Here is a 22,069-nt window from a genome sequence, read left to right on the forward strand (position 1 = left end):
CGCCTTCGGTTCACCGGTGCCGTGCGCACCGCCAACTCTTTTGTGCCGACGCGGGTTTGAGGCCGTAGGGCCGGGATACCCGGCTGCCGGCTGAGTGGCCAAGGGACTGTGGTTGCGGCCGCGGGTGCCGCCTGGGACGGCGGCTCTTGCGGCCGCGACCCGGTCCCTTCAGCACGTGCCGGCCGCTCGCAGCGATCGCGAGCGCGCACTGCCTGCGCATGCGGCCGGGCAGATCGAGGAGGGTTCGGGCCTGTCGACATCTGGGTGAACAACGCCTTCGCCGGCGTCCGCGCACCGTTTTGCGAGATCCCGGATGCCCGGGCGCCCGCGCCCCGTCGCGCCCGTGTACCAGCCGGAGGCCGCCGCACGTGCCGTCGTCCACGCGGCGGATCATCCCCGGCGGCGTGAGTACTGGACCGGTGGGTCCACGGCGGCGACGCTGATCGCCAATGCCGTGGCGCCCGGCCTGTTCGACCGCTACCTCGCGCGCACCGCGTACGCCGCGCAGCACGACGAGCAGGGCGACCACACGTTCGGCAATCTGTGGTCGCCGGCCGACGGCCCCGGGGGACCGGACGCCGGAGCGCACGGACGCTTCGACGAGGAGGCGAGGAGCAGGAGCGCGCAGGCCTGGTTCTCGCGGCAGCGGAACCGGCTGGCGGTGGCGGCGGTGGTCGGGGCGTTGGTGGCCGCCGGCCGCAGGGCCGGGCCGGGCAAGCCCTGAGGGTCCGGCCTCTCGGTGTGTCCGGGCCAAGGCCCTTTCACGCCCTGCTCGTTCAGGCGCTTGCGGCCGGCTTGAGCACCTCCTCGCACCACTGCCGGAAGGTGGTGGGGGCGGGTGCGGTCAGAGCCCGCTGCTCGCCGTCGTAGATGCCGTCGCTCTGTGCGGCGGCCATGTCGACCAGGCCCTGCGCCCAGGCGTCGCTCATCCCGTACTGCATCATCGTCGCCTTGTAGGTCTCGGCGTCGGCCTGCTGGAACCGGACCGGGCGCTTCAGGACTTCGGAGACGACCCGGGCCATGGCGTCGGGGGACAGGGAGTCCGGGCTGACGACCGGGACGGTGTCCTGTCCGGTCCAGGTGTCGTCGGCCAGGAGGCGGGCGGCGGCCGCGGCGATGTCGCGCGTGGCGACGACGGCCAGCGGACGGTCCGCGCTGTTCGGCATGACGAACGTGCCCTGTGACGTGATCGCCTCGGTCTGGTGGAGCAGGTTCTCCATGAAGTACGGCATGGCCAGGGCCCGGTAGGCGACCCCGGTGCTCTCGATCAGCTCGTCCATCGCGAAGGCGGGCGTCAGCAGTCCGGCGTGCCTGCCGTAGGTGCGGCCCAGGCTGGTCACACCGACGACGCGCCGGACGCCTTGGTTCCTGATCGCCTCGCAGGCCGGGCGGGTGAAACCGAGGTAGTGGTCCTCGATGCTGTCCGTGCCCGGGTTCGGGGGGACCAGCCAGAGCACGCTGTCGGCATCCTTGAACGCCTCGTCGAGCACGTCGGGGTCGCTGTGGGAGCCCTGGACGACGTCGGCGCGCTCGCGCGTCCGCGGGGTCAGTCGGCCGGGGTCGCGGGCGATGACCCGGACGGGGTGACCGCTGTCGAGCAGCGTGTCCAGGACCTGGCGGCCTATTTGACCGGTGGGAGCGGTAATGACGATCACGGGAGCCTCCGGATGAGGGGTGCGGAACGGTCGTTCACCTGCAGGCGCAGGCGCCTCCGCAAAGCGTTTCCGTTGATAACGGTCGCACGTTAACGACGATATTGCAAAGCGCTAACGTTTCACCGTTATCATTGGTAACCATGAAGACCGACCGCACCGCCACGGCGGAGAGCAACCGCGAACGGATCGTCGAGGCCGCCACCCGTCTGCTCGCGGAACAGGGGCGTGAGGCGGTGTCGACGCGTGCGGTGAGTGCCGCGGCGGGCGTCCAGGCGCCGACGATCTACCGCCTCTTCGGGGACAAGCAGGGACTGCTCGACGCCGTCGCCGCACGCGGCTTCGCCGGGCACCTCGGCGAGAAGAACGCGCTGAAGCGCACGGACGATCCTGTCGAGGACCTGCGCACCGGCTGGAACCTCAACCTGGAGTTCGGTCTCGCCAACCCGGCCCTGTACACGCTCATGCATGCCGAGCCCCGCCCCGGCGGCCCCTCGCCCGCGGCCGCCGAAGCGCTGGGCATTCTCGCCGGCTCCGTCCGGCGGATCGCCGCCGCGGGACGGCTGCGCATCGACGAGGCGCGCGCCATCCAACTGGTCCACGCCGCGGGCGGCGGTACCACGCTGGCCCTCATCGCCACTGACGAGGACCGGCGCGACATCAGCGTGTCCCATCTGGCGCGGGAGGCGGTCATCGCGGCGATCACCACCGACGCGCCGACCGCCCCGGCTCCCGGCCCTGCGGGAGCGGCCGTCGCGCTACGGGCACTGCTGCCGGGGACCGACGTCCTGACGGCGGGGGAGCGTGGCCTGCTCGCCGAACTGCTCGACCGGATCGCCGCGGCCGGCTAGGGCCTGATCCGCAGGGCGGACCAGCGCCGCCGGCCGCGGCGACGCATCACTTCGGTCCCTGCAGCTGCGGCAGCACCTTCGTCCGGTAGAAGTCGAAGAACCCCCGCTGATCCGGCCCGATCTGGTTCACGTACACCCGGTCGAAGCCCGTCTCCGCGAAGGCCGACAAGCCGGCGACATGCGCGTCCACGTCGTCGCCGCAGACCATCGCGTCCGCCACCTGCTGTTCGGTGATCAGCGGCTCCAGCTGCTCGAAGTGGCGTGGTGAGGGCAGGATCTGGCCCATCTCGCCGGGCAGCAGCTGGTTCGCCCACAGGCGGCGCACGGTGCGTACGGCCTCGTCGCGGTCCGGTCCGTAACAGACCTTCAGGCCTCCGCTGACGGGCTTCGAGCCGCCCCCGCCCTTGCGGAACCGGGTCACGAGCGCCGCGTCGGGCGTCATCGTGATGTAGCCGTCGCCCACGCGTGAGGCCAGCGACGTGGCCTTGGAGCCGAAGCCCGAGATGTCGATGGGCACGGGTGCGTCGGGCACGGTGTACAGACGGGCGTTCTCCACGGTGTAGTGCTTGCCGTAGTGGTTGATCTCCTCGCCGGTGAACAGCTGCCGCATCACCTGGACCGCCTCTTCCAGCATGTCCAGACGGATATGCGTGGGCGGCCAACGGGTGCCGAGGATGTGCTCGTTGAGTGCCTCGCCGGAGCCGACACCGAGGCGGAACCGGCCGCCCGTCATCACCGCGCTCGTCGCCGCGGCCTGCGCGACCACCGCCGGATGCATCCGCAGCGTCGGACAGGTCACCGCGGTGCCGATCGGCAGCGAGACGGCCTCCGCGAGCGCACCGATCACCGACCAGACGAACGGGCTCTGGCCCTGCGCCGCGTTCCACGGATGGAAGTGGTCGGAGATCCACAGGGACTCGAACCCCGCCTGCTCGGCCATCCGCGCCTGCTCGACGAGCTCCGCGGGTCCGAACTCCTCGGTCGCCAGGAAGTATCCGTACTCGGCCATGGCTCACCTCCAGGTGAATGCCGACCGGGTACCTTCCCGCCGGTCCGGGAAACCTGTGCTCAGGCCCACCGCAGCAGCGCGCCGAGGCCGCCCGCCGGGCCGTTGTGCGGCGGCACGGCGAGCGCTTCGGCCCCGGTCGCCGCGGCCGAGCGCAGGAGCGCGTCGTCGGCGCGGGCCGGCTCGGGACGGCGTTCGCCCAGATACGGCACGTCCGAGCGGCGCACGGCCAGCTGGTCGGGGTCCGGTCCCACCCACACGGTGCGATGGAGATCCGGCCCGGTGGGCTCCAACAGGAGCTCGGCGATGCGGTGTTCACGGGCGGCTTCCACGAGCGCGGGCACTCCCTCGGCGGCCGTCTGCGGAGCGCCGTGCGGGCCCCGGCCGGCCTCGAAGCGTTCCAGGTCCGCGGCGACACGGCCTTGTTCGTACGCGGCCATGGCGCGCTGTACGTCCTCGTCGAGCAGCCGGGTGTCCGCGCCGGCCGCACGTCCGCCGTGCTCGGACTCGACGGCACGCTCGCGCAGCTGCTGCGGCAACACGTCGTACACGGCGCGCCGTTCGCGCTCACCGCCGACGAGGATCACCAGGTCGGCACGGGTCTCCTCGTGGTGTGCGGCGAGGGCCTGCGCGGTCAGGGCCGCGTTCTGCTTCCAGGTGTTCTCGACCTTCGTCTGGAAGTGGCGTTCGGACCAGTCGCCCGTCGGGGAGCGGTGCAGCGGCCAGTCCTGGCCGGCGATCTCACCGCTGAAGCGCGTGCCGGACGGCCCGCGCAGCTCGAAGTCGGCGCCCTTGCGGTCGATGTACGCGACCAGGCAGACGAGGTCCTCGCCGTTGAGGTCGACCAGCGGTGCGACCCGGGGCAGCAGACCCCAGTGGACCTGGTCGCCGGCGGGCGGTGTCAGGAGCGGCGGGTCGAGGACGACCTCCCCTTCGGTGGCGAAGATCGCCCGCCCGGCGGTTCCGTGCTGGTCGCCCAGTGCTTCGACGGCCGCCTGTACGGCGCGGCAGGTGGGCTCGTCCGCACCCTGCGCCGCCAGGGTGCGGACCGCCGCCTGGGCTTCGACGCGGCGGTCGTTCGCGGTGGACTCCGTATGGCGCGAGGTGTCGGCGTACACCGAAGCCCAGGGGCCGGGACGTGCGAACAGCGGGTTCAGGTAAGCGAGATCCATGACGTGCTCCAAGAGAGGGTGTGAGGGATCGCCCTCATCGGTCCTCGCCGGGTACCCGGCCGCCGCACGGTGACACGATCGTTTTCGTGCGCCGGGCCGACTCGCCGGCGAACCCCTCGCCTCGGCATCGAGACCTTTCGGCTTGGCAGTGCGACCACCCTCGGCTCGGCCGCACGCCGCCCCTCAACTCGGCAGCGCGACCCTCAATTCAGTCGGTCGCGGCACCGTCTCCGCAAGCGCCAGGTCCGACGCACCGGCCGGCCACCACCCGGCCCCGTCCTCCATCTGCCGCAGCAGAATCCCTTCCCGTACGGCCCAGGGGGAGATCGTCACCGTCGAGATCCCGGTCAGTTCCATCACCGTGTGGGCGACCAGCGCACCCGCGAGGGACTGCTTGGCGCGCGCGGCCGAGATGCCGCGCAGCTTCGCGCGGCCCGAGGCCGGCAGCGACGCCAGCCGCTTGACCGCGACGGCCAGGTCGTCCCGGCTCAACTCCCGCGGCGTGAACGGGCCATGGCGGCCGGCCGGCGCCCCGCACAGCCGGGCCAGCTGCTGGAACGTACGGGACGAGGCGACGCTCGTACGCGGCGACTCCCAGCGCACCCGGGCGGCCACATCGCGCAGCTGATGACGCACCGCGCGGCGCATCGCCCGCAGGGCCTTCTTCGGGGGCGGATCCTCCGAGTTGTTGCAGTACTCCCGCGTCAGCCGTCCCGCGCCCAGCGGCAGCGACACCGCGAACTCGGGCAACCGGCCGCGCCCCACGGCCACTTCGAGCGAGCCGCCCCCGATGTCGAGCATCGCAAGGGAGCCCGCCCGCCAGCCCATCCACCGGCGCGCGCCCAGGAAGGTCAGCTCGGCCTCGACCTCGCCCGGCAGCACATGCAGGCGTATCCCGGTGTCCTGCCGTACGGCGTGCAGCACCTCGTCCCGGTTGGGCGCGTCGCGCACCACCGCGGTCGCGAAGGCGAACGGCTCGGGCGCGCCCCAGCGTTCGCTCTGTGCGCGCACCGATGCCACGGCCTCGGTCAGTGCCGCCAGCGCGGTGGGCGGCAGCTCCCTGCTCTCTCCCAGCTGTTCGGCCAGGCGCAGCCGCACCTTGGCCGTGTGCACCGGCAGCGGTGCACCGCCCTCCACGTCCGCGACCATCAGCCGCACCGTGTTGGACCCCACGTCGATCACCCCGGTTCGCATGCGGGGGTGAGTACCCCGAAAGGCGGTGAATAGGCCGGTGTGTGAGGTGCGCGTTGCAGGGTAACCGGCGACGACGTCCCCACGAAAGGCTTGAGGTCATGGCCGAGGCCCCCCACCGCGGCGGCGGCCCCGGCTCGCCCGACTGGCCACCGTGCAGATCCACCGCCACCCGCACGCCGCCCTCGGCGAGGGCTCTGACCAGCAGCTCACGGAGCGGGCAGGGTTGGGCGCCGATATCCTGGACACAGGATGCTGCCCTCTCGCCGGGAACTCCGGCTTCGAGCACGGTCGGCACGGCCACCGCGTCATCCGATGCCGCCCGCGCGTTATCTGACGCCGCCCGCACGTCAACTGCCGCCGCCCGTACAGCGCCCGCGGTCACGACGCCCGCGCCTGGCAGCGCCGTTGCCCTCGCCGGACACCCTCTCGCGCACCGGCACGCCACAGCCCGTCGCCGACCCCGCAGACCCCACCCCCTCATCACGAAAGGTCCCGCCGTGTCCACCAAGGTCTCCGACCACATCCTCCAGCGACTGCGCGCCTGGAACGTCGAGCATGTCTTCGCCTACCCGGGAGACGGCATCAACGGCCTGCTCGCCGCCTGGGGCCGCGCCGACAACCAGCCCATGTTCATCCAGTCCCGGCACGAGGAGATGTCCGCGTTCGAAGCGGTCGGATACGCCAAGTTCACCGGCCGGGTCGGCGTGTGCGCGGCGACCTCGGGGCCCGGAGCGATCCATCTGCTCAACGGCCTCTACGACGCGAAGCTCGACCATGTGCCGGTCGTCGCGATCGTGGGGCAGACCAACCGGAGCGCGATGGGCGGCTCGTACCAGCAGGAAGTCGATCTCCTGAGCCTCTTCAAGGACGTCGCCGGCGACTACTGCGAGATGATCACCGTCCCGCAGCAGCTGCCCAACGCCATCGACCGTGCGATCCGCACCGCTCAGGCCAAGCGCACCGTGACCGCGCTGATCGTCCCGGCCGATGTCCAGGAACTGGAATACGAGGCGCCCGAGCACGCCTTCAAGATGGTCCCGTCCAGCCTGGGGATGCCTCACTACGCGCCCGTACCCGCCGACAGCCAACTGGCCGAGGCGGCCGAGATCCTCAACGCGGGCGAGAAGGTCGCCGTGCTCATCGGGCAGGGCGCGCGCGGCGCTCAGGACCAGGTGAAGGAACTGGCGGACGTCCTTCAGGCCGGTGTGGCCAAGGCGCTGCTCGGCAAGGACGCGCTGCCCGACGATCTGCCGTACGTCACCGGTTCCATCGGACTGCTCGGCACCCGGCCCAGCTATGAGCTGATGCAGGACTGCGACACCCTGCTGATGATCGGATCGAGCTTCCCGTACAGCCAGTTCCTGCCGGAGTTCGGGCAGGCGCGGGCCGTCCAGATCGACATCGACCCGTTCATGGTCGGACTGCGGTACCCCTTCGAGCTCAACCTGGTGGGGGACGCCGGCGCGACCCTCGACCGGCTGCTGCCGCTGCTAGAGCGCAAGAAGCCGGGGAAGTGGCGTAAGAAGATCGAGAAGGACACGGCCCGCTGGTGGCAGGTGATGGAGCGGCGCGCCGCCGTGGAGGCCGACCCGGTCAACCCCGAGTACGTCGTGCACGCCCTCGACCGGCTGCTGCCCGACGACGTGATCCTCGCCGCCGACTCGGGCTCGGCCGCGAACTGGTACGCCCGCCATCTGCGGCTGCGCGGCACCATGCGCGGCTCGCTCTCCGGCACCCTCGCGACCATGGGCTGCGGCGTCCCGTACGTGATCGGCGCCAAGTTCGCGCACCCGGACCGCCCGGCCATCGCGCTGGTCGGCGACGGTGCGATGCAGATGAACGGGCTCGCCGAACTCATCACCGTCGCCAAGTACTGGGAGCAGTGGAGCGACCCCCGGCTGATCGTCGCGGTCCTCAACAACCAGGATCTGAACCAGGTCACTTGGGAGATGCGCGCCATGACGGGCGCCCCGCAGTTCCTGCCCTCGCAGTCGCTCCCGGACGTCGCCTACGCCGACTTCGCCCGCTCGCTCGGCCTGTCCGGCGCCCGGATCGAGAAGGCCGCCGACGTGGAGGGCGCCTGGCAGCACGCGCTGGCCGCCGACCGCCCGTACGTCCTCGACTTCCGCACCGATCCGGCCGTCCCGCCGATCCCGCCGCACGCGACGCTCGACCAGATCGAGGCGGCCGCCGTCTCCATCCTCAAGGGCGACAGCGACCGCACCGGGATGATCCGGCAGGGCTTCAAGGCCAAGGTCCAGGAGATGCTGCCGGGGACGCGGCACCGGGAGGACAAGGACAAGCAGTAGGGGTCACAGCCACCCGTGGCGCTGCGCCTGCAACGCCATCTGGAAGCGGTTCGCCGCGCCCAGCTGCGCCATCAGGATCTGCAGGCGGCGGAAGAGGGTGCGGCGGCTGATGCCGAGTTCGCGGGCGATGACCTCATCGGTCGCGCCGCTCGCGAGGAGCCAGAGCAGCCGGCGGTCGGCGGGCGGCAGACCCCCGGGGCGGGTGGTGCGGCCGTGGAACGGCAGGGCGTTGTGCCAGGACTGCTCGAACAGCGCCATCAGCGCCGAGAGCAGTCCGCACGGCTGCACCACCAGCATCGTGTTGTGCACATCGGCCTCTTTGATCGACAGCGAGACCAGCGCGTACGCCTCGTCGATGATCACGAGCTTGACCGGCACCGAGGGCAGCACCCGGGCCTGCTCGCCGGCCTTCACGCACGGCTCGATGACGTCCGTGAGATGGCCCGGGTGCTCGAGCGACGCCCGCGAGTAGACGACCCGCTGGGTCACTCCGCGCGCGAGCGTGGCCAGCGCGTCGTCGGTGGCGCCTTGCAGAGGGAAGTACGGCGGTGACTCGAACTGCCGGATCTGCGTCCGGGCGCTCGCCCAGGCCTGCCGGATCCGCGGCCCGATCGCGTCGCCGGTGACGACCTCGACGAGATCGTCGTTGTACGCCGCGAGCCGCTGCCGCCGGAAGGACTCGAAGGCGCCGCCGACGGCGATCCGCGACTCCTCGACCTCGGCGGCCCGGTGCCGCGCGAGGATCTCCAAGCCCGCGCCGGGTGGCACCGGTGCCACCACGTCCGCACCCTGCGCGGCCGCGCTCGCCAGGCCCGCGTCGACCAGACCGTCGTACGCACGGGTCAGCTCGCCGCCGTCCAGCTCCGCTGCCCGGCCCACCTCGCCCAGCGGGGCCGGGGCGACATCGAGCAGCGCCAGATAGAGCCGGGCCGCCGTGTCGTCGAGCCCCAGGGAACGCAGAGCCTGGCCGAGTTTCGCGGGCGTCATGCGCGGCTCTCGTTCGTCGTCATGGGCGGCGTTCGTTCATCGTCATACGCAGCATTATCGGCGGTCCGGACACCGCCTTGGCCGATCTGTGCCACTGGCACTCCCGGGCACCACGCCCCCGGGACGCCGGTTAGCTTCGCTCGCGGAAGAGCAACGGAAGAGCACCAGTGCGGACGCAGAAAAGGTGGACGACGTGGCGAAGCGCCGGAAGAACGGTCTCTACACAGAGATCTCCGCGGAACTCTCCGCTCTGATGCGCACGGGGTGGGCGGACACCGAACGGCACGACCTGGAGCCCGACGCGCAGGCTCCGTACGCCGCCCGACGTCGCGCCGCGCTCTCCGCGCGCTTCCCCGGCGAGCGTCTGGTGATCCCGTCGGGGAACCTCAAGACCCGCTCCAACGACGACACTTACCCGTTCCGGCCCTACACCGGCTATGTGCACATGACCGGCGACCAGGCCCGCGACGGCGCCCTCGTCCTCGAACCCCGCGCGGACGGCGGCCACGACGCCTACTGCTACCAGCTGCCGCGCGACGGACGGGACAACGACGAGTTCTGGATCGGGTACACCGCCGAACTGTGGATGGGCCGCCGCCGCTCACGGGCCGAGTCCGAGCGCGTGCTCGGCCTCGCATGCCGTGACGTCCGTACCGCGGCCGAGGACCTGGCCGCCTCCTCCGGCGTGCCGACCCGGATCGTCCGCGGGCTCGACCCGGCCCTGGAAGCCGCCGTCACCACCGACGAGGAGCGTGACACGGACCTGGAGGAGGCGCTCAGCGAGCTCCGGCTCGTCAAGGACGCGTGGGAGATCGGCGAGATGCGCGCCGCCGTGGACTCCACGGTCCGCGGTTTCACCGATGTGGTCGGCGAGCTGTCGACGGCCGTCGCCACGTCCGAGCGCTGGATCGAGGGCACCTTCTACCGCCGCGCCCGGCTCGAAGGCAACCACGTCGGATACGGCTCGATCTGCGCCGCCGGCGAGCACGCCACGATCATGCACTGGACGGACAACGACGGCCCGGTGCGCCCAGGGGAGCTGCTCCTGCTCGACGCAGGGGTCGAGTCGCGCACCCTCTACACCGCCGACGTGACCCGCACCCTGCCGATCAGCGGCACGTTCACACCGGTGCAGCGCAAGGTCTACGACGCGGTGTACGAGGCGCAGGAGGCCGGCTTCGCGGCGGTCAAGCCGGGCGCCGCCTACCGCGACTTCCACGAGGCGGCCCAGCGCCACCTCGCGGCCCGGCTCGTCGAGTGGGGCTTCATCGAGGGCCCGGCGGAGCGCGCGTACGACCTCGGTCTGCAGCGTCGCTTCACGATGGCCGGCACCGGCCACATGCTCGGCCTCGACGTGCACGACTGCGCGCACGCCCGCAGCGAGGAGTACGTCGAAGGGGCCCTGGAGCCCGGCATGGTCCTCACGGTCGAGCCCGGCCTGTACTTCCAGCCGGACGACCTCACCGTCCCCGAGGAGTGGCGCGGTATCGGCGTACGGATCGAGGACGATCTGCTCGTCACCGCCGACGGCCACGAGAACCTGTCGGCCGCACTGCCGCGTTCGGCGGACGAAGTCGAGGCGTGGATGGCCGAGTTCGCGGGCTGAGCGGTCCGAGTCGTAGGGTCCGGGGCGTTTGCCGCCCCGGACCTTCGCGGCATTCAGGGCCGCGACTTGTACGGCGGCCGCGGCGCAGGCCGGCTGCGGGTGTCCCGTACTGCCGGTATCGCCGTCGCCAGTACGACGACGGCCGTGAGCAGAAAGCCCACCGGATAGCCGGTCTGCCCGGCCACCAGGCCGAAGCCGGCCGCACCCGCGCCCATGCCGCCGTCGTACACGAGGTTCCACAGCGCGCTCACCTTGCTGTACTCGGACCGTTCCACCCGGGCGAGCAGCAGCGCAAGGGAGGCGCTCTGGGCCAGGCCGAAGCCGACGCCGAACAGCGCCATCCCGGCGAACAACGCCGGTGGACTGCCCGCTTGGCAGAGCAGCGCCGTACCCGAGGCGGCGGTCAGGACGGCCGGCAGGAGCAGCGCGGACGGGCTGCGCCGGTCGCCGAACCTGCCCGCCCACCAGCGGGCCAGGGGAGTGGCCACCGACTGGGCGAGCAGCGCCGCCGGAAGGAGACCTGCCGTAGCCGCCGGGACGGACAGCGGCAGGAAGGTCATGATGACGCCGGTGGCCAGGGTCACCGCGAAGAACACCGTCGAGGGTCCGGCGATGCCGCCGCCGGTGAGGGTGCCGAGGAGGCCGCCTCGGCGCACGCCGCGCTCCGGCCTGGCCGTCGGCACGCCCGTCACCGCGAAGAGCGGCAGCAGTGCGAGTGCGGCGGCCGCGAGGAGCACCGGGGCGTAGCCGTACTTCTGACTGGCCCACAGGCCGAGGGGGAGCGCGGCGATCGACGGCACGCTGGACAGCACGCCGGAGAGTCCGAGCCCTTCACCGCGGCGCGATACGGGCACCAGATGGGCGACGAGCGCGGTGCCCGCGACCACGGCGATGCCGAGCCCGGCCCCCCGAGCCAGACAGACCGCGAGCACGGCCTCCGCGCTGTCGACGACAAGGAGCGTGAGCGGCGGGAGGCCGAGCAGACAGAGACCGAGCGAGAGCACGGCCCGATAGCCGCGGCGGGCGAGCATCCACGGCACCGCGAGCTCGGCGAGCACGGTGCCCAGCATCATCACACCGGTCGCGAGGCCCGCCCCGCCGTCACCGGCGCCCGCCTCGGCCGCGTACAGCGGCATCACGGACAGGAGCAGATAGAAGGTGGACATGGCGCCGAAGTTGGCGAGCATCGCCATCACCAGAGGGCGGGTCAACAGGCGCTCGCGCGGCTGGAGTTCGGTAGTCATGGCGGGCTCCCGGCGGCGGGTGGGTACGGCTTGTGCTCTTGACGCTAGGGGGCGACCGGTCCGCTGCTAAGGTCCAATTTCATGCCCGTTGAGTGGACCGGTTCGCGCCCGCCGGAGCTTGTTCTGAGCCTCGACCGGGGCATCGGACATGAGCCTCTCGGCACCCAGTTGCAGTGCGAACTGCGCGATGCGATACGTGGCGGACGCCTCGCTGCGGGTGAACGGCTGCCGTCCTCAAGGGAGTTGGCGCGCACCCTCGGTGTCTCGCGCGGCCTCGTCATCGAGTGCTACGCCCAGTTGGAAGCCGAGGGCTATCTCAGCGCCCATCCTGGCTCGGCCACCCGGGTCGCCGCCCGCGCCACAACCCGCACCGAGTCCGCCACCCCCGCACGTCCCCAGGCCCTTGCTGTCGACTTCCGTTCCGGCGTGCCCGAGCTGTCGAGCTTCCCGCTGCACGACTGGCTCCGCTCCCTCACCGAAGCAGGCCGCCGTGCCCCTGTCGCCGCGTCCGGCTACGGCGACGCCCGCGGAAGCGCCGTACTACGCGAAGTCCTCGCCGCGTATCTGCGCAGGGTGCGGGGCGCCGCGGCCGACCCCGAACACACCATGATCTGCAGCGGTTTCGCCCAGGCGGCCAACCTCCTGTTCGCCGCGCTGGCCCGCGAAGGAATCACGGAAGTCGCCCTCGAAGACCCCGGCGACCGCGACTGCGACGCCATCGCGCTGCGCAACGGCCTGCGGCCGGTCCCGGTCCCCGTCGACGGACAGGGCATCGACGTGGCCGCCCTGCGGGCCAGCGGTGCGCGCGCCGTCGTCCTCACACCCGCCCATCAGAGCCCCACCGGAGTGGTCCTCGCCCCGAACCGCCGTCAAGCCCTTGCCCGTTGGGCCGAGGCGGCCGACGCGCTGATCATCGAGGACGACTACGACGCCGAGTTCCGCTACGACCGCCGCCCGGTCGGCTCCCTGCAGGGCCTGGTCCCCGACCGGGTCGCGTCGGTCGGCTCGGTCAGCAAATCCCTGGCCCCTGCCCTGCGCCTGGGCTGGATCCTCTGCCCGCCGCACCTGACGGCCGCCCTCGCCCACGACAAATACCTCGCGGACCGCGGCTCCCCGGCCCTCGAACAGCTCGCGCTCGCCCGCCTCATCGAATCCGGACGCTACGACCGCCATCTGCGCCGGATGCGCACGGTGTACGCCACCCGCCACCAGGTTCTCGCCGAGGCCCTCGCCCGGCATGCACCCGAAGTCGAACTCACGGGACTGGCCGCGGGCTTCCACGCCGTCGCCCAACTGCCACCCGGCGTGGACGAACAGCACGTCGTCACCGAAGCCCGGGCCCGCTCGGTAGGCCTGTACGGCATGAGCGACTACCGCGCGGACGGTGCGACGCAGCCCGCCCAGCTGGTGCTCGGTTTCGGCAATGTCACCGACGCCGCCATCCGCCGGGCGATCGGCACCATCGCGGACCTCCTGCAGCCCACTGCCGCGGAGCCGCCGCACTCCACGTGAGCCGTCGCCCCCTCGCCCACCAGGTCGGGCCGACTCCCGAGGAGCCGGACCGAGGATGCTCAGCATGCTGTAGCGGAGGCCGAGCAGTACCCGGCTGGACCTGCTGGACCTGCTGGACCTGCTGGACGTGCTCATAGGCGAGGGGCCCGGGATGCGTCACACCCCGGGCCCTTCCTCTCCTCGTGATCAGGGCCGCGCCTCGAACGGCGGGCGCGGCGCCGGCTGGATGTTCTGGTTGAGCCGGAACAGGTTCTCCGGGTCGTACGCGGCCTTGATCCGCGCGAGCCGCGCGTAGTTGTCGCGGTAGCTGGCCCGTACCCGCTCCTGCCCCTCGTCCATCATCATGTTCACGTACGCACCGCCCGCCGAGTACGGGTGCAGCGCCTCGAAGTAGTCGACGGTCCAGCGCTTGATGAGCTCGGCGTTGGCGGGATCGCGGTCGACGCCGGCGTACACCGAAGCCCAGGTCGACTCGCGGTAGCTCCACGGAGTGTCCGCCGGAGCGTGGTCGTGGACGGCGCCGTCGATCGGGTACAGGTGCATCGTGGACTGCCCGGTCGGCAGGTCCGCGCCGAACTTGGCGTGCAGCGCGACCGCCTCGTCCGGGATCCGGTCGACGAAGTCGGCGCGCCAGTACCACTGGTCGCCGGGCGGGTACAGCCCGTCGAACGCCGACTGCAGCGCGGGGTGCGGCATCGGCGCGGGGCCGTGCAGCAGCGGCTCGGGCAGCACGTCGAGGAGTGGAGCCATCGCCCGGGCGGCCGCATCGGCGTCGTCACCGGCCCAGCACCACACGACGGCGGCCGTCTTGCGGCCCTGGATCGCCTCCGGGAACGGCGGGGCCGGCGGCACGGACCCGTACATGAAGAAGCCGTTGAGTTCGCGCGGCGCGGACGGCAGGAAGTCCCGGTAGGCGGCCAGGACTTCGGTGCCCAGGTCGACGGGCCAGAAGGTGGGGCCCGCGACGACGGTGCTCAGTTCGTGCAGCCGGAACAGGAACGACGTCACGACCCCGAAGTTGCCGCCACCGCCGCGGATCGCCCAGTACAGATCGCTGTTCTCGTCCGCGCTCGCCCGCACGGCCTCACCGCTCGCCAGCACGACATCCGCCTCGAGCAGATTGTCGATGGTCAGACCGTACTTGCGGCTCAGATGCCCGAGGCCGCCGCCCAGCGTGATGCCGCCGACGCCGGTCGTGGAGATGATGCCGCTCGGTGTGGCGAAGCCGTGCGCGTTGGTGGCGCGGTCCACCTCGCCCCATACGCAGCCGCCCCCGACGCGTACGGTGCGGGCCTTCGGGTCGACGCTGATCTCCTTGAGCGGGGAGAGGTCGAGGACCACTCCGTCGTCGCAGGTGCCGAGCCCGGCGCCGTGGTGACCGCCGCCGCGCACGGCGAGAAGCAGCTGGTGGTCGCGGGCGAAGCCGATGACGCGGCGCACGTCGTCGGTGTCGGTGCAGCTCGCGATGAGGGCGGGACGCATATCGATCATCGCGTTGTAGACGGCCCGCGCGTCCTCGTAGCCGGGGTCGTCCGGTCCGGTCAACGTCCCGTTCAGCGCGGCCAGTTCCTGTTGTGCGGCTTGTGCCGGTGTCTTCGGCATGTGATCCCCCGTGGTGCGGAACCCTGGCTGGGTCCGGTGTGCACTTGTCTAGTACGGGGGTGGGGGCGCCGATATCCGTGAGGGGCACCCAGGTCGCGCCACCCGACTGCCTATGTCAGCCCCAACTCGCGTGCCCGCACGGTCGCTTCGCCCCGTGAAGGAGCGCCCAGCTTCTCCAGGACCGCCGAGACGTGGTGGTCCACCGTCCGCACCGACACCACCAGACGGTCCGCGATCTGCGGGTTCGTCAGGCCCTCGACCATCAGCCGCAGCACCTGGAGCTGCCGCTCGGTGAGCCCCGCGGGATTGTCCCGGGTCGCCGCGAGCGGCCCGCGCGGGATGCGCCGCACACCGAGCGTGCGCAGCTCCGCCCTGACCTGGCGGGCCAGCGGCTCCGCGCCCAGCGCGTCCAGGCGCGCGAGCGCACCCAGCTTGTCGTCGGCGTCGGGGCTCTGCGCGAGCGCCGCAGCTTCCTCGTACGGACAGCCGACCCCGCGCCAGGCCGCCGCGGCGGCGTGCCACTGCCCGGCGCTCTGCAGCGCGTACGGATGCCCGGAGTCGTCCGGCGGGACCGGGTGGCCCGCACGGGTCAGCCAGTAGCCCAACTCGCCGCGATGGGAAGGGGACTCGAGCAGGCAGGCCTGCTCGTACACCTCCAGCGAGGCCTCGATGACGGCCTCGACGTCGCCGCGCAGCCAGGCCGCCTCCGCCCGCGCCGCCGCCACCGCTCCCGTCCGTTGCAGCTCGCGGGTGCGCACCGCCATCTCCCAGGCCTCCGTGAGCAGTTCATCGCCGCCTTGTGCGCCGCGCCGGATCCGCACCCGGCCGAGCACCGTCAGGGCAGGGCAGCGGCCCGGCACATGATCGTGCACGGCGAGCTCCGCGTACCGTTCCGCCTCGTCCCAGTCGGCGGCGGCGAACCGGCGCATGGCCAGCTCCACCTGGAGATAGCTGAGGAAGCCCAAGTGTTCGGCCCGGTCCGCGAGTTCGAGCGCGGGGGCGAAGTAGCGGTCGGCCTCCGCGTACTCCAGACGCTCAAGGAGATTCCAGATGAGATTCGCGTACGCCCGGCAGGCGTGCTCGACCTCGCCGGCCCCGAGCGCCACCTGGAGCGCCTCCTCCAGCTGGGCGCGGCCCCGCGGGTCGTCGGTGCGCCAGCGCGCGCACCCGACGTTGTTCAGCGCGTGCGACAGGATCGCCGCGTCGTCCGTCGCCCGGGCCAGCGCGATGGCCCGCAGGCCGAACTCGACCGCCTCGGCGTGCCGTTCGGAGAGCATGTGCAACTGTGCGGTGTTGCTCAGCGCCAGGGCGAGCAGCCGTTCATCCTGTGCGCCTTCGAGCACGACGATGGCCTCCTGCGCCGCCTGCTGCGCCTCGTCCGCGTCGCCGGCCCACCAGTGGATCCGGGAGAGCCAGCGCAGATCGGCGCCGAGCGCGCGGGTGTCCCCGAGGGATCTGCGCAGGGCGACGGCCTCGCGCTGGGCGGCGACGGCGGCCGCGGAGTCCGCGATCGTGTAGCTCTCGACGGCGAACTGTTCGAGCAGGGTGGCCAGTTCGGCGGCGCCGTAACGCTGCCGGTCCCGCAGGACGAGCCGCAGCTGGGCGGCCGCCTCGCGGTGGGCGCCGGTACGCGAGGCGTCGGCCGCCGCGACCGGCCCGAACCGTGCGATGGCCTCCTCGTCGCCGGCCTGCGCGGCATGGTGCACGATCCGGGACGGATCGGCGCCGGGACTCGCGACCAGCGCGCGGAGCACCTCGCGGTTGAGGGTGATCCGGCGCGCGGCGGGGAGTGAGTCGGCGATCGCCCGGCGGATCAACTCATGCCGGAACACGACGCGTTCGGGTGTCACCGAGAGAAGACCGTGCTGCTCGCCGGTGGCGAGCACCGTCAGCGCGTCCGGCAGCAGCGCCTCCGCGAGCCGGTGCTCCACCGCCGACGGGAGTACGGCCAGCTGCTCCAGGGCGTCCCGCGCCTCGGCGTCGAGCCCGCGGAGCCGGGCGAGCACGGCGTCCACCACCGTGGGCGGCACCCCGCCGGCGTTGCCGGCCGCGAGCACTTCGGCGACGAAGAACGGGTTGCCCGAGGTGACCGCGTACACCTGCGCCGGATCGAGCCCTTCGGCCCTGCTCATCCGGCCGACCGCACCCCGTGAGAGCCGAGGCAGCGCGAGCCGGTGCACACGGCCGGTGCGCGACACCTGCCCGAGCAGCTGGCGCAACGGGTGCTCACGGCCCAACTCGTCGTCCCGGTAGGTGAGTACGAGGACCGCGGGCAGCCGCTCCATCCGCCGTACGAGGAACCGCAGCGCGTCCAGGGAGGCCTCGTCGGCCCAGTGCACGTCCTCGACGACCAGTACCACCGGAAGCGGAGCCGTGGTCAGCTCCGAGCGCAGGGCGTCGTACACCCGATGGCGGTCACCCGCTCCCTGCAGCGCCTTCGCCAGCTCCTCGCCGACGCCTTCCGCCCCGCCGACCAGATCACGGAAGGGCCCGAGCGGCCGTCCCGTCGCCAGGTCGTCGCAGGCGCCGACGAGGATCCGCGCGTGCGGCGGCAGCACCGCGGACATGGCCTTGACCAGGCTCGACTTGCCGATCCCCGCTTCACCGTGGACAAGCGCGACCGAACCGGCCCCGTCGGCCGCCTCCCGCGCGGCGGTGGCCAGCCGGCCCAGCTCGTGGTCGCGTTCGAGCATCCCCCGGTCCACCGCACAATTCTGGCACGCAGGGACGGGTCGGACACCGGTTGCCCGAGGTTGCCCGAACCGTCGACGCCCCTAGAAATTGCCGTAGTCGACCTGCCACGTGGGCAGCCCCATCCGGCGCCAGACCGCCACGACCCGGTCGCGGTCGTCCAGCGAAACCCGGACCGCGTACCGGTTCCGCACATGCGCGTCGAACAGCTCCGCCTTCACGAGGTCGTCACGGCGGTGGTCGCCGTGGGCGCGCATCCACAGTTCGTCGTACGGCACTTCGTGGTGGGCGAGCCAGGCCTCGGTGATGGCCCGGTGCTCCTCGCCGCGGCCGGAGAGCAGCACGATGACGTCACCGTCACCGTCCCCGGCTCGGAAGGCGCGCAGGGCGTGGCGCACCGGCTCGTTGAGGGTGTCCTCGTCGCAGCGCGTGAAGTCGTACGGTCCGCGGTCGCCGCGCAGCGCAAGGGTGCCGTCGATGTCGCACATCACCGCGGCCGGCAGCGCCGGGTCGGGGACGTACGGCGTGACCTCGGGCTCGTCGTTCAGCCACTCGGCCGTGAGCCGCCAGCCACCACTGCGGGCCTTGGTGTGCTTGTCGGCGAGGATGCGAATGATCTCCTCACCCACCTCACGCGGGCGCCCCGCGTCCCGGCGGATGCACTCCTCGAGCGGTACGTCGGTGAAGTCGTGCACGACGAAGGTGCCCTTGCCCGCGACCGCCGCCTTGAGCCGCTTGGGGATGTTCGGCGTGAGGTGCGTGTTGTCGACAACCACGTCGAACCCGCCCTCGACCGCCGCGCGCACGGCGGCGTCCTGGATTTCGAGGACGGTCTGCTCATGGGCGTACGAACGCCGCTGCTCGGGCGAGGGGACGTCCAGCATGACGCGCAGATCGTCCAGATTGACCCGGCGCATCCGGCCGTCCGCCTCCTCCTGAAGCTTGCGGGCCGCGGTCGTTTTGCCCGATGCGGGCAGCCCGGTCATGACGTGCACGACGGGCTTGGTTGCCTCGGACACGGGTCAGTTCTCCTCATCGGTCTTGAAGGGGTCGGCCGCTTCCGGCCGTACGGAACGGTAGGTGACGAGTTCGGTGGTGCGCCCGTCGAGGCGTAGGAACATCGCGGAGCGCAGGTTCACCTCGGGCAGTGCCTGTACGGCGCGCGCGAACGCGCCCCGGTCGGCGCCGAGGTGGGCGAGGGTCTCGTACGCCTCGTCGATCGCGCGCTCGCGGTCGGTGACCTCCTGCTCGAAGCCGGCGATCAACTCCCGTACCCAGGCGTCGAATTCGTCCGGCACCTGCTCGAGCAGTGCGTCCAGCGGGCGGCGGTTCGCCTCGATGTCCGCGGCCGTGCAGCCGAGTGCCTGCGCGACCTGCTTGGCGGGCAGGTGGGCGAAACGCTGGATGCCGTGGCCGCGCCAGATGTCCCGCTCGGTGACACCGGTGATGACCTTGTGCAGACGTACGTACTCGGCGAGCTTCGCCTTCGCCCGCACGCCGGACGCGAAGCGCAGCACGAAGCCCTCGGCGTCGGTGCCCGTGGCGGTCTTGCCACCGGGCAGGGTGTTCGAGTCCGTCAGGGCGATGAGCTCGGCGAGCGGCATCGCGGGCCAGACACGGACCACCGAACCGATCCCGTCCCAGTGCGTCGCCGCCTCGGCGAGCGGGAGTTCGGTGCCGTCGACGCCGAACGCCGCGAGCAGCACCAGGTCCCGTCGGTCGCCGTAGTCCACGACGATGCGGTTCTGCGGGTACAGGATCTCCGCGAGGTACGTGACACCGGGCACAAGGGCCGTGTGGTCCTTGCCGTCCAGGCGGCGCTGCGCCCAGGTCGCCTGGTCGCTGATGAACGAGCCCTTGGACGCCACGTGCCAGCGGTCCGCGTAGTGGAAGACCACCGCGAGGCTGCCGTCGACCTTGTCGTACACCTCGAACGGCTCGTCCGGCAGGGCGGGCGCGTAGGGCTGACCGGTCTCGTGCTCACCGACATTGTGGAACTTCGGCAGGGGCAGCGCGACGATCTCACCTGTGCGGTCATCGGCAACGAGGCCACGGCAGCGGGTGGTCACCTGGGTCCAAGCCCGCTCGTACTGGGCGCTGCGTGTGTACGTGTAGATGGACAGCGGCAGCGAGGGGTGCGACTTGCGGGTGACGTGGCCGGCCTCGAGGGCAGCCGACAGCTCCGTCTTCGGCAGCAGCTCATTGAGGGTCAGGGGTGCCCCGCTCATCGTGTTCCTCCTGGTTCGTGGAGTTCGATCCTCTCCTGGCGGAGGCGCTCGGCGACAGCGATTTAGCTGGTGGGGGCGGGTGCCGGTGACTCCCGCCCCTGCCCGGTCAGCTGGACTTCTTGCCGCCGAACGCCTCCTTCCTGAGGAGTTCGAGGAAGGTCGGGGCTCCATCCGTGGTGCGTACGTCGATGAACGAGTGCACATCCAGGCCGTCAACCGCCCTGCGCACCAAGGCGTGTGCGAGGTCGGAGCGGGAGGTGAAGCGGCCGGGGAGACGGGTGGTGGCGACCTGGTAGTCGGTGACGGCGTCCGCGTCGAAGAGGCCGCCGGGGCGGACCACCGTCCAGTCGAGGCCGCTGTCGCGGACGATCGCCTCCATGCGCCGCATGTCCTCGTAGACGGTGCGGCCCATCGTCCGGGCGATGAGCGGCTCGACGACCTTGCGGAAGAGGAAGCCTTCGCCGGGTGCCTCCGTGTCGAACAGCACGGTGGACGTCACGCAGACAAGGCGCCGGACGCCGTGCTTGGTCATCGCCTGGGTGATGTGGGTGCCGGCTTCGGAGTAGAGGGAGACGGGGGCGCGCCCATAGGGCACCCCGAGCGAGGAGATCACCGCGTGCTGACCGGCCACGACGGCTTCGACCGCGAGCGGGTCCCGTACGTCCGCGCCGACGATCCGCAGCCGGGCGTCGGCGAGCGGGAAGTCCTCGGGTCGGCGGGTGACGGCGGTGACCTCGTGGCCGTCGGCGAGGGCCTGTGCGGTGGCCTGGCGTCCGGTGGGGCCGTTGGCTCCGAACACGACGAGTTTCATGAGGGGTTCCCTTCGGTGCGGACGAAGGGGGCGCACGCCTTGGGCGCCAACTCCCCGTCGTCCAGACGGTTTTGCTACCTAGGAGGGGAGCGGCGGCGGCGAGTGTGACCTCTTGCGGGCCGGTTGAGAGGTGACCCACACTTCCGGAGTTCATGTCACGTTCCGGGGGCGCGGAGCCTCGTCGGGGGTACGAGGGAGGTGCGGCATGACCGACAGCCCAGGGCGGCAGCGGGAGACGGCGGGGACCGACGCGGCGACGCAGGTCTTCGTCGACCATCGCGAGCTGCTGTTCTCCGTCGTCTACAACATCCTCGGCAGCGTCGCCGACACCGAGGATGTACTCCAGGAGACCTGGCTGTCATGGGCGGGCCGGGGCCGCGGGGCACCGCAGGCGCCGGTGGAGAAGCCGCGTGCCTACCTGGTGCGGATCGCGGTCAACCACGCGCTCGCCCGGCGGGCCGTCGAGGACCGCCGCCGTGAGATGTACGCCGGCCCCTGGCTGCCGGAACCCCTGGTCGCCGCGGACTCCCCGGTGGAGAACGCCGATGCGGGGGAGCGGGCGCTGCGCGGCGAGGCGGTGTCGATGGCGCTCCTCGTGGTGCTCGAGACGCTCAGCCCGCTGGAGCGCGCGGTGTTCGTCCTGAACGAGGTGTTCGGTTACGCGCACACGGAGATCGCGGAGATCCTCGACCGCAGTGCTTCGGCGGTACGCCAACTCGCCCACCGTGCCCGCTCCCACGTCCGCTCCCGGCGCCCCCGCTTCGAGGCCCACCCGCGGGTCCGCCGTCAGGCGACCGAGCGGTTCGTCGCCGCGGCGCTCGGCGGCGACCTCGCGACGCTGCTCGAGATCCTGGCGCCGGACGTGACGTTGTGGACCGACGGGGGCGGCAAGGCCCGTTCGGTGCCGCGCCCGGTCCGGGGCCGCGACAAGGTCGCCCGTACCTTGGCCGGCTTCGCCTCGCGCCCGCCGGCCGACCTCGACGTCCGCTACCGGAGCGTCAACGGTGATGCGGCCGCGGTGGTGTACGCGGAAGGGGCCCCGTTCGCGGTGATGGTGATGGATCTGGCCGCCGAGGGCGAGGGGGTGTCCGACGTGTACATCGTCACCGATCCCGAGAAGCTCGCCGGAGTGGGGCGAGGCGAGGGCGTGGGCCGCACGGTCACGGAAGAGGGCGCCACCGTCGAACGCCGGGGACCTGCGTGA

Annotated in this window: 17 protein-coding genes; 6 read left to right on the forward strand and 11 right to left on the reverse strand. The window is 71.9% G+C overall.

All coding sequences use genetic code 11. The features are described 5' to 3' along the window. Positions 1–343: 343 nt before the first annotated feature. Entirely contained in the window at positions 344–724 is a 381-nt protein-coding gene (locus G6045_RS01465) for a hypothetical protein (protein ID WP_456243464.1), read from the forward strand. Between the two features lie 52 nt (positions 725–776). Here the strand turns inward: G6045_RS01465 and G6045_RS01470 are convergent, their stop codons facing one another. Then, complete coding sequence (locus tag G6045_RS01470; RefSeq protein WP_165329870.1) at positions 777–1,655, reverse strand: NAD(P)H-binding protein; 879 nt, start codon at positions 1,653–1,655, stop codon at positions 777–779. Between the two features lie 140 nt (positions 1,656–1,795). On the opposite strand from G6045_RS01470, the gene G6045_RS01475 reads away from it, so the two are divergent. After that, the gene (locus G6045_RS01475; RefSeq protein WP_165329871.1) at positions 1,796–2,503 is read left to right on the forward strand and encodes a TetR/AcrR family transcriptional regulator; all 708 of its coding nucleotides are present in this window, start codon (positions 1,796–1,798) and stop codon (positions 2,501–2,503) included. Positions 2,504–2,549: 46 nt separating this feature from the next. On the opposite strand, the gene G6045_RS01480 is transcribed toward G6045_RS01475, so the two are convergent. The 3 genes from G6045_RS01480 to G6045_RS01490 form a co-directional block, all read right to left on the reverse strand. Further along, on the reverse strand, positions 2,550–3,512 hold the full coding sequence (locus G6045_RS01480) for an LLM class F420-dependent oxidoreductase (RefSeq protein WP_165329872.1): 963 nt from the start codon (positions 3,510–3,512) through the stop codon (positions 2,550–2,552). A 59-nt stretch (positions 3,513–3,571) separates the two neighbouring features. Next, on the reverse strand, positions 3,572–4,681 hold the full coding sequence (locus G6045_RS01485) for a baeRF2 domain-containing protein (protein WP_165329873.1): 1,110 nt from the start codon (positions 4,679–4,681) through the stop codon (positions 3,572–3,574). A 183-nt stretch (positions 4,682–4,864) separates the two neighbouring features. After that, on the reverse strand, positions 4,865–5,875 hold the full coding sequence (locus G6045_RS01490) for a Ppx/GppA phosphatase family protein (protein ID WP_165329874.1): 1,011 nt from the start codon (positions 5,873–5,875) through the stop codon (positions 4,865–4,867). 497 nt (positions 5,876–6,372) lie between these two features. Here G6045_RS01490 and G6045_RS01495 point away from each other — a divergent pair, with 497 nt between their 5' ends. Further along, complete coding sequence (locus G6045_RS01495; RefSeq protein ID WP_165329875.1) at positions 6,373–8,184, forward strand: thiamine pyrophosphate-requiring protein; 1,812 nt, start codon at positions 6,373–6,375, stop codon at positions 8,182–8,184. Between the two features lie 3 nt (positions 8,185–8,187). Here the strand turns inward: G6045_RS01495 and G6045_RS01500 are convergent, their stop codons facing one another. Further along, positions 8,188–9,171, reverse strand: a complete 984-nt coding sequence (locus tag G6045_RS01500) for a helix-turn-helix domain-containing protein (RefSeq protein WP_165329876.1) — start codon at positions 9,169–9,171, stop codon at positions 8,188–8,190. 193 nt (positions 9,172–9,364) lie between these two features. On the opposite strand from G6045_RS01500, the gene G6045_RS01505 reads away from it, so the two are divergent. After that, positions 9,365–10,777, forward strand: coding sequence for an aminopeptidase P family protein (locus G6045_RS01505; RefSeq protein WP_165329877.1), 1,413 nt, complete (start codon positions 9,365–9,367; stop codon positions 10,775–10,777). A gap of 53 nt (positions 10,778–10,830) precedes the next feature. Here the strand turns inward: G6045_RS01505 and G6045_RS01510 are convergent, their stop codons facing one another. Next, a complete protein-coding gene (locus tag G6045_RS01510) occupies positions 10,831–12,021 on the reverse strand; it encodes an MFS transporter (RefSeq protein ID WP_165329878.1) in 1,191 nt (396 codons plus the stop codon). An 81-nt stretch (positions 12,022–12,102) separates the two neighbouring features. Between G6045_RS01510 and pdxR the strand changes: the two genes are divergently transcribed. Further along, complete coding sequence (gene pdxR, locus G6045_RS01515) at positions 12,103–13,533, forward strand: MocR-like pyridoxine biosynthesis transcription factor PdxR (RefSeq protein ID WP_165329879.1); 1,431 nt, start codon at positions 12,103–12,105, stop codon at positions 13,531–13,533. A gap of 186 nt (positions 13,534–13,719) precedes the next feature. On the opposite strand, the gene G6045_RS01520 is transcribed toward pdxR, so the two are convergent. From G6045_RS01520 to G6045_RS01540, 5 genes are all read right to left on the reverse strand, one after another. Beyond that, complete coding sequence (locus tag G6045_RS01520) at positions 13,720–15,135, reverse strand: FAD-binding oxidoreductase (RefSeq protein WP_165329880.1); 1,416 nt, start codon at positions 15,133–15,135, stop codon at positions 13,720–13,722. A gap of 110 nt (positions 15,136–15,245) precedes the next feature. Further along, positions 15,246–17,840, reverse strand: a complete 2,595-nt coding sequence (locus G6045_RS01525; RefSeq protein ID WP_165329881.1) for an ATP-binding protein — start codon at positions 17,838–17,840, stop codon at positions 15,246–15,248. Positions 17,841–17,909: 69 nt separating this feature from the next. Next, positions 17,910–18,845 carry a phosphatase domain-containing protein gene (locus G6045_RS01530; protein ID WP_328707619.1) on the reverse strand — a complete coding sequence of 312 codons (936 nt, stop codon included), beginning with the start codon at positions 18,843–18,845 and terminating at the stop codon, positions 17,910–17,912. Between the two features lie 3 nt (positions 18,846–18,848). Beyond that, a complete protein-coding gene (locus G6045_RS01535) occupies positions 18,849–20,054 on the reverse strand; it encodes an RNA ligase (protein ID WP_165329882.1) in 1,206 nt (401 codons plus the stop codon). Positions 20,055–20,160: 106 nt separating this feature from the next. After that, complete coding sequence (locus tag G6045_RS01540) at positions 20,161–20,865, reverse strand: NAD(P)-dependent oxidoreductase (RefSeq protein ID WP_165329883.1); 705 nt, start codon at positions 20,863–20,865, stop codon at positions 20,161–20,163. A 205-nt stretch (positions 20,866–21,070) separates the two neighbouring features. On the opposite strand from G6045_RS01540, the gene sigJ reads away from it, so the two are divergent. Next, positions 21,071–22,069 (forward strand): RNA polymerase sigma factor SigJ, encoded by a 999-nt coding sequence (gene sigJ, locus G6045_RS01545; protein ID WP_165329884.1) that lies wholly within the window; start codon positions 21,071–21,073, stop codon positions 22,067–22,069.

The sequence above is a fragment of the Streptomyces mesophilus genome, assembly GCF_011044995.1.
In the GTDB taxonomy this organism is placed as follows: Bacteria; Actinomycetota; Actinomycetes; order Streptomycetales; family Streptomycetaceae; genus Streptomyces; species Streptomyces mesophilus.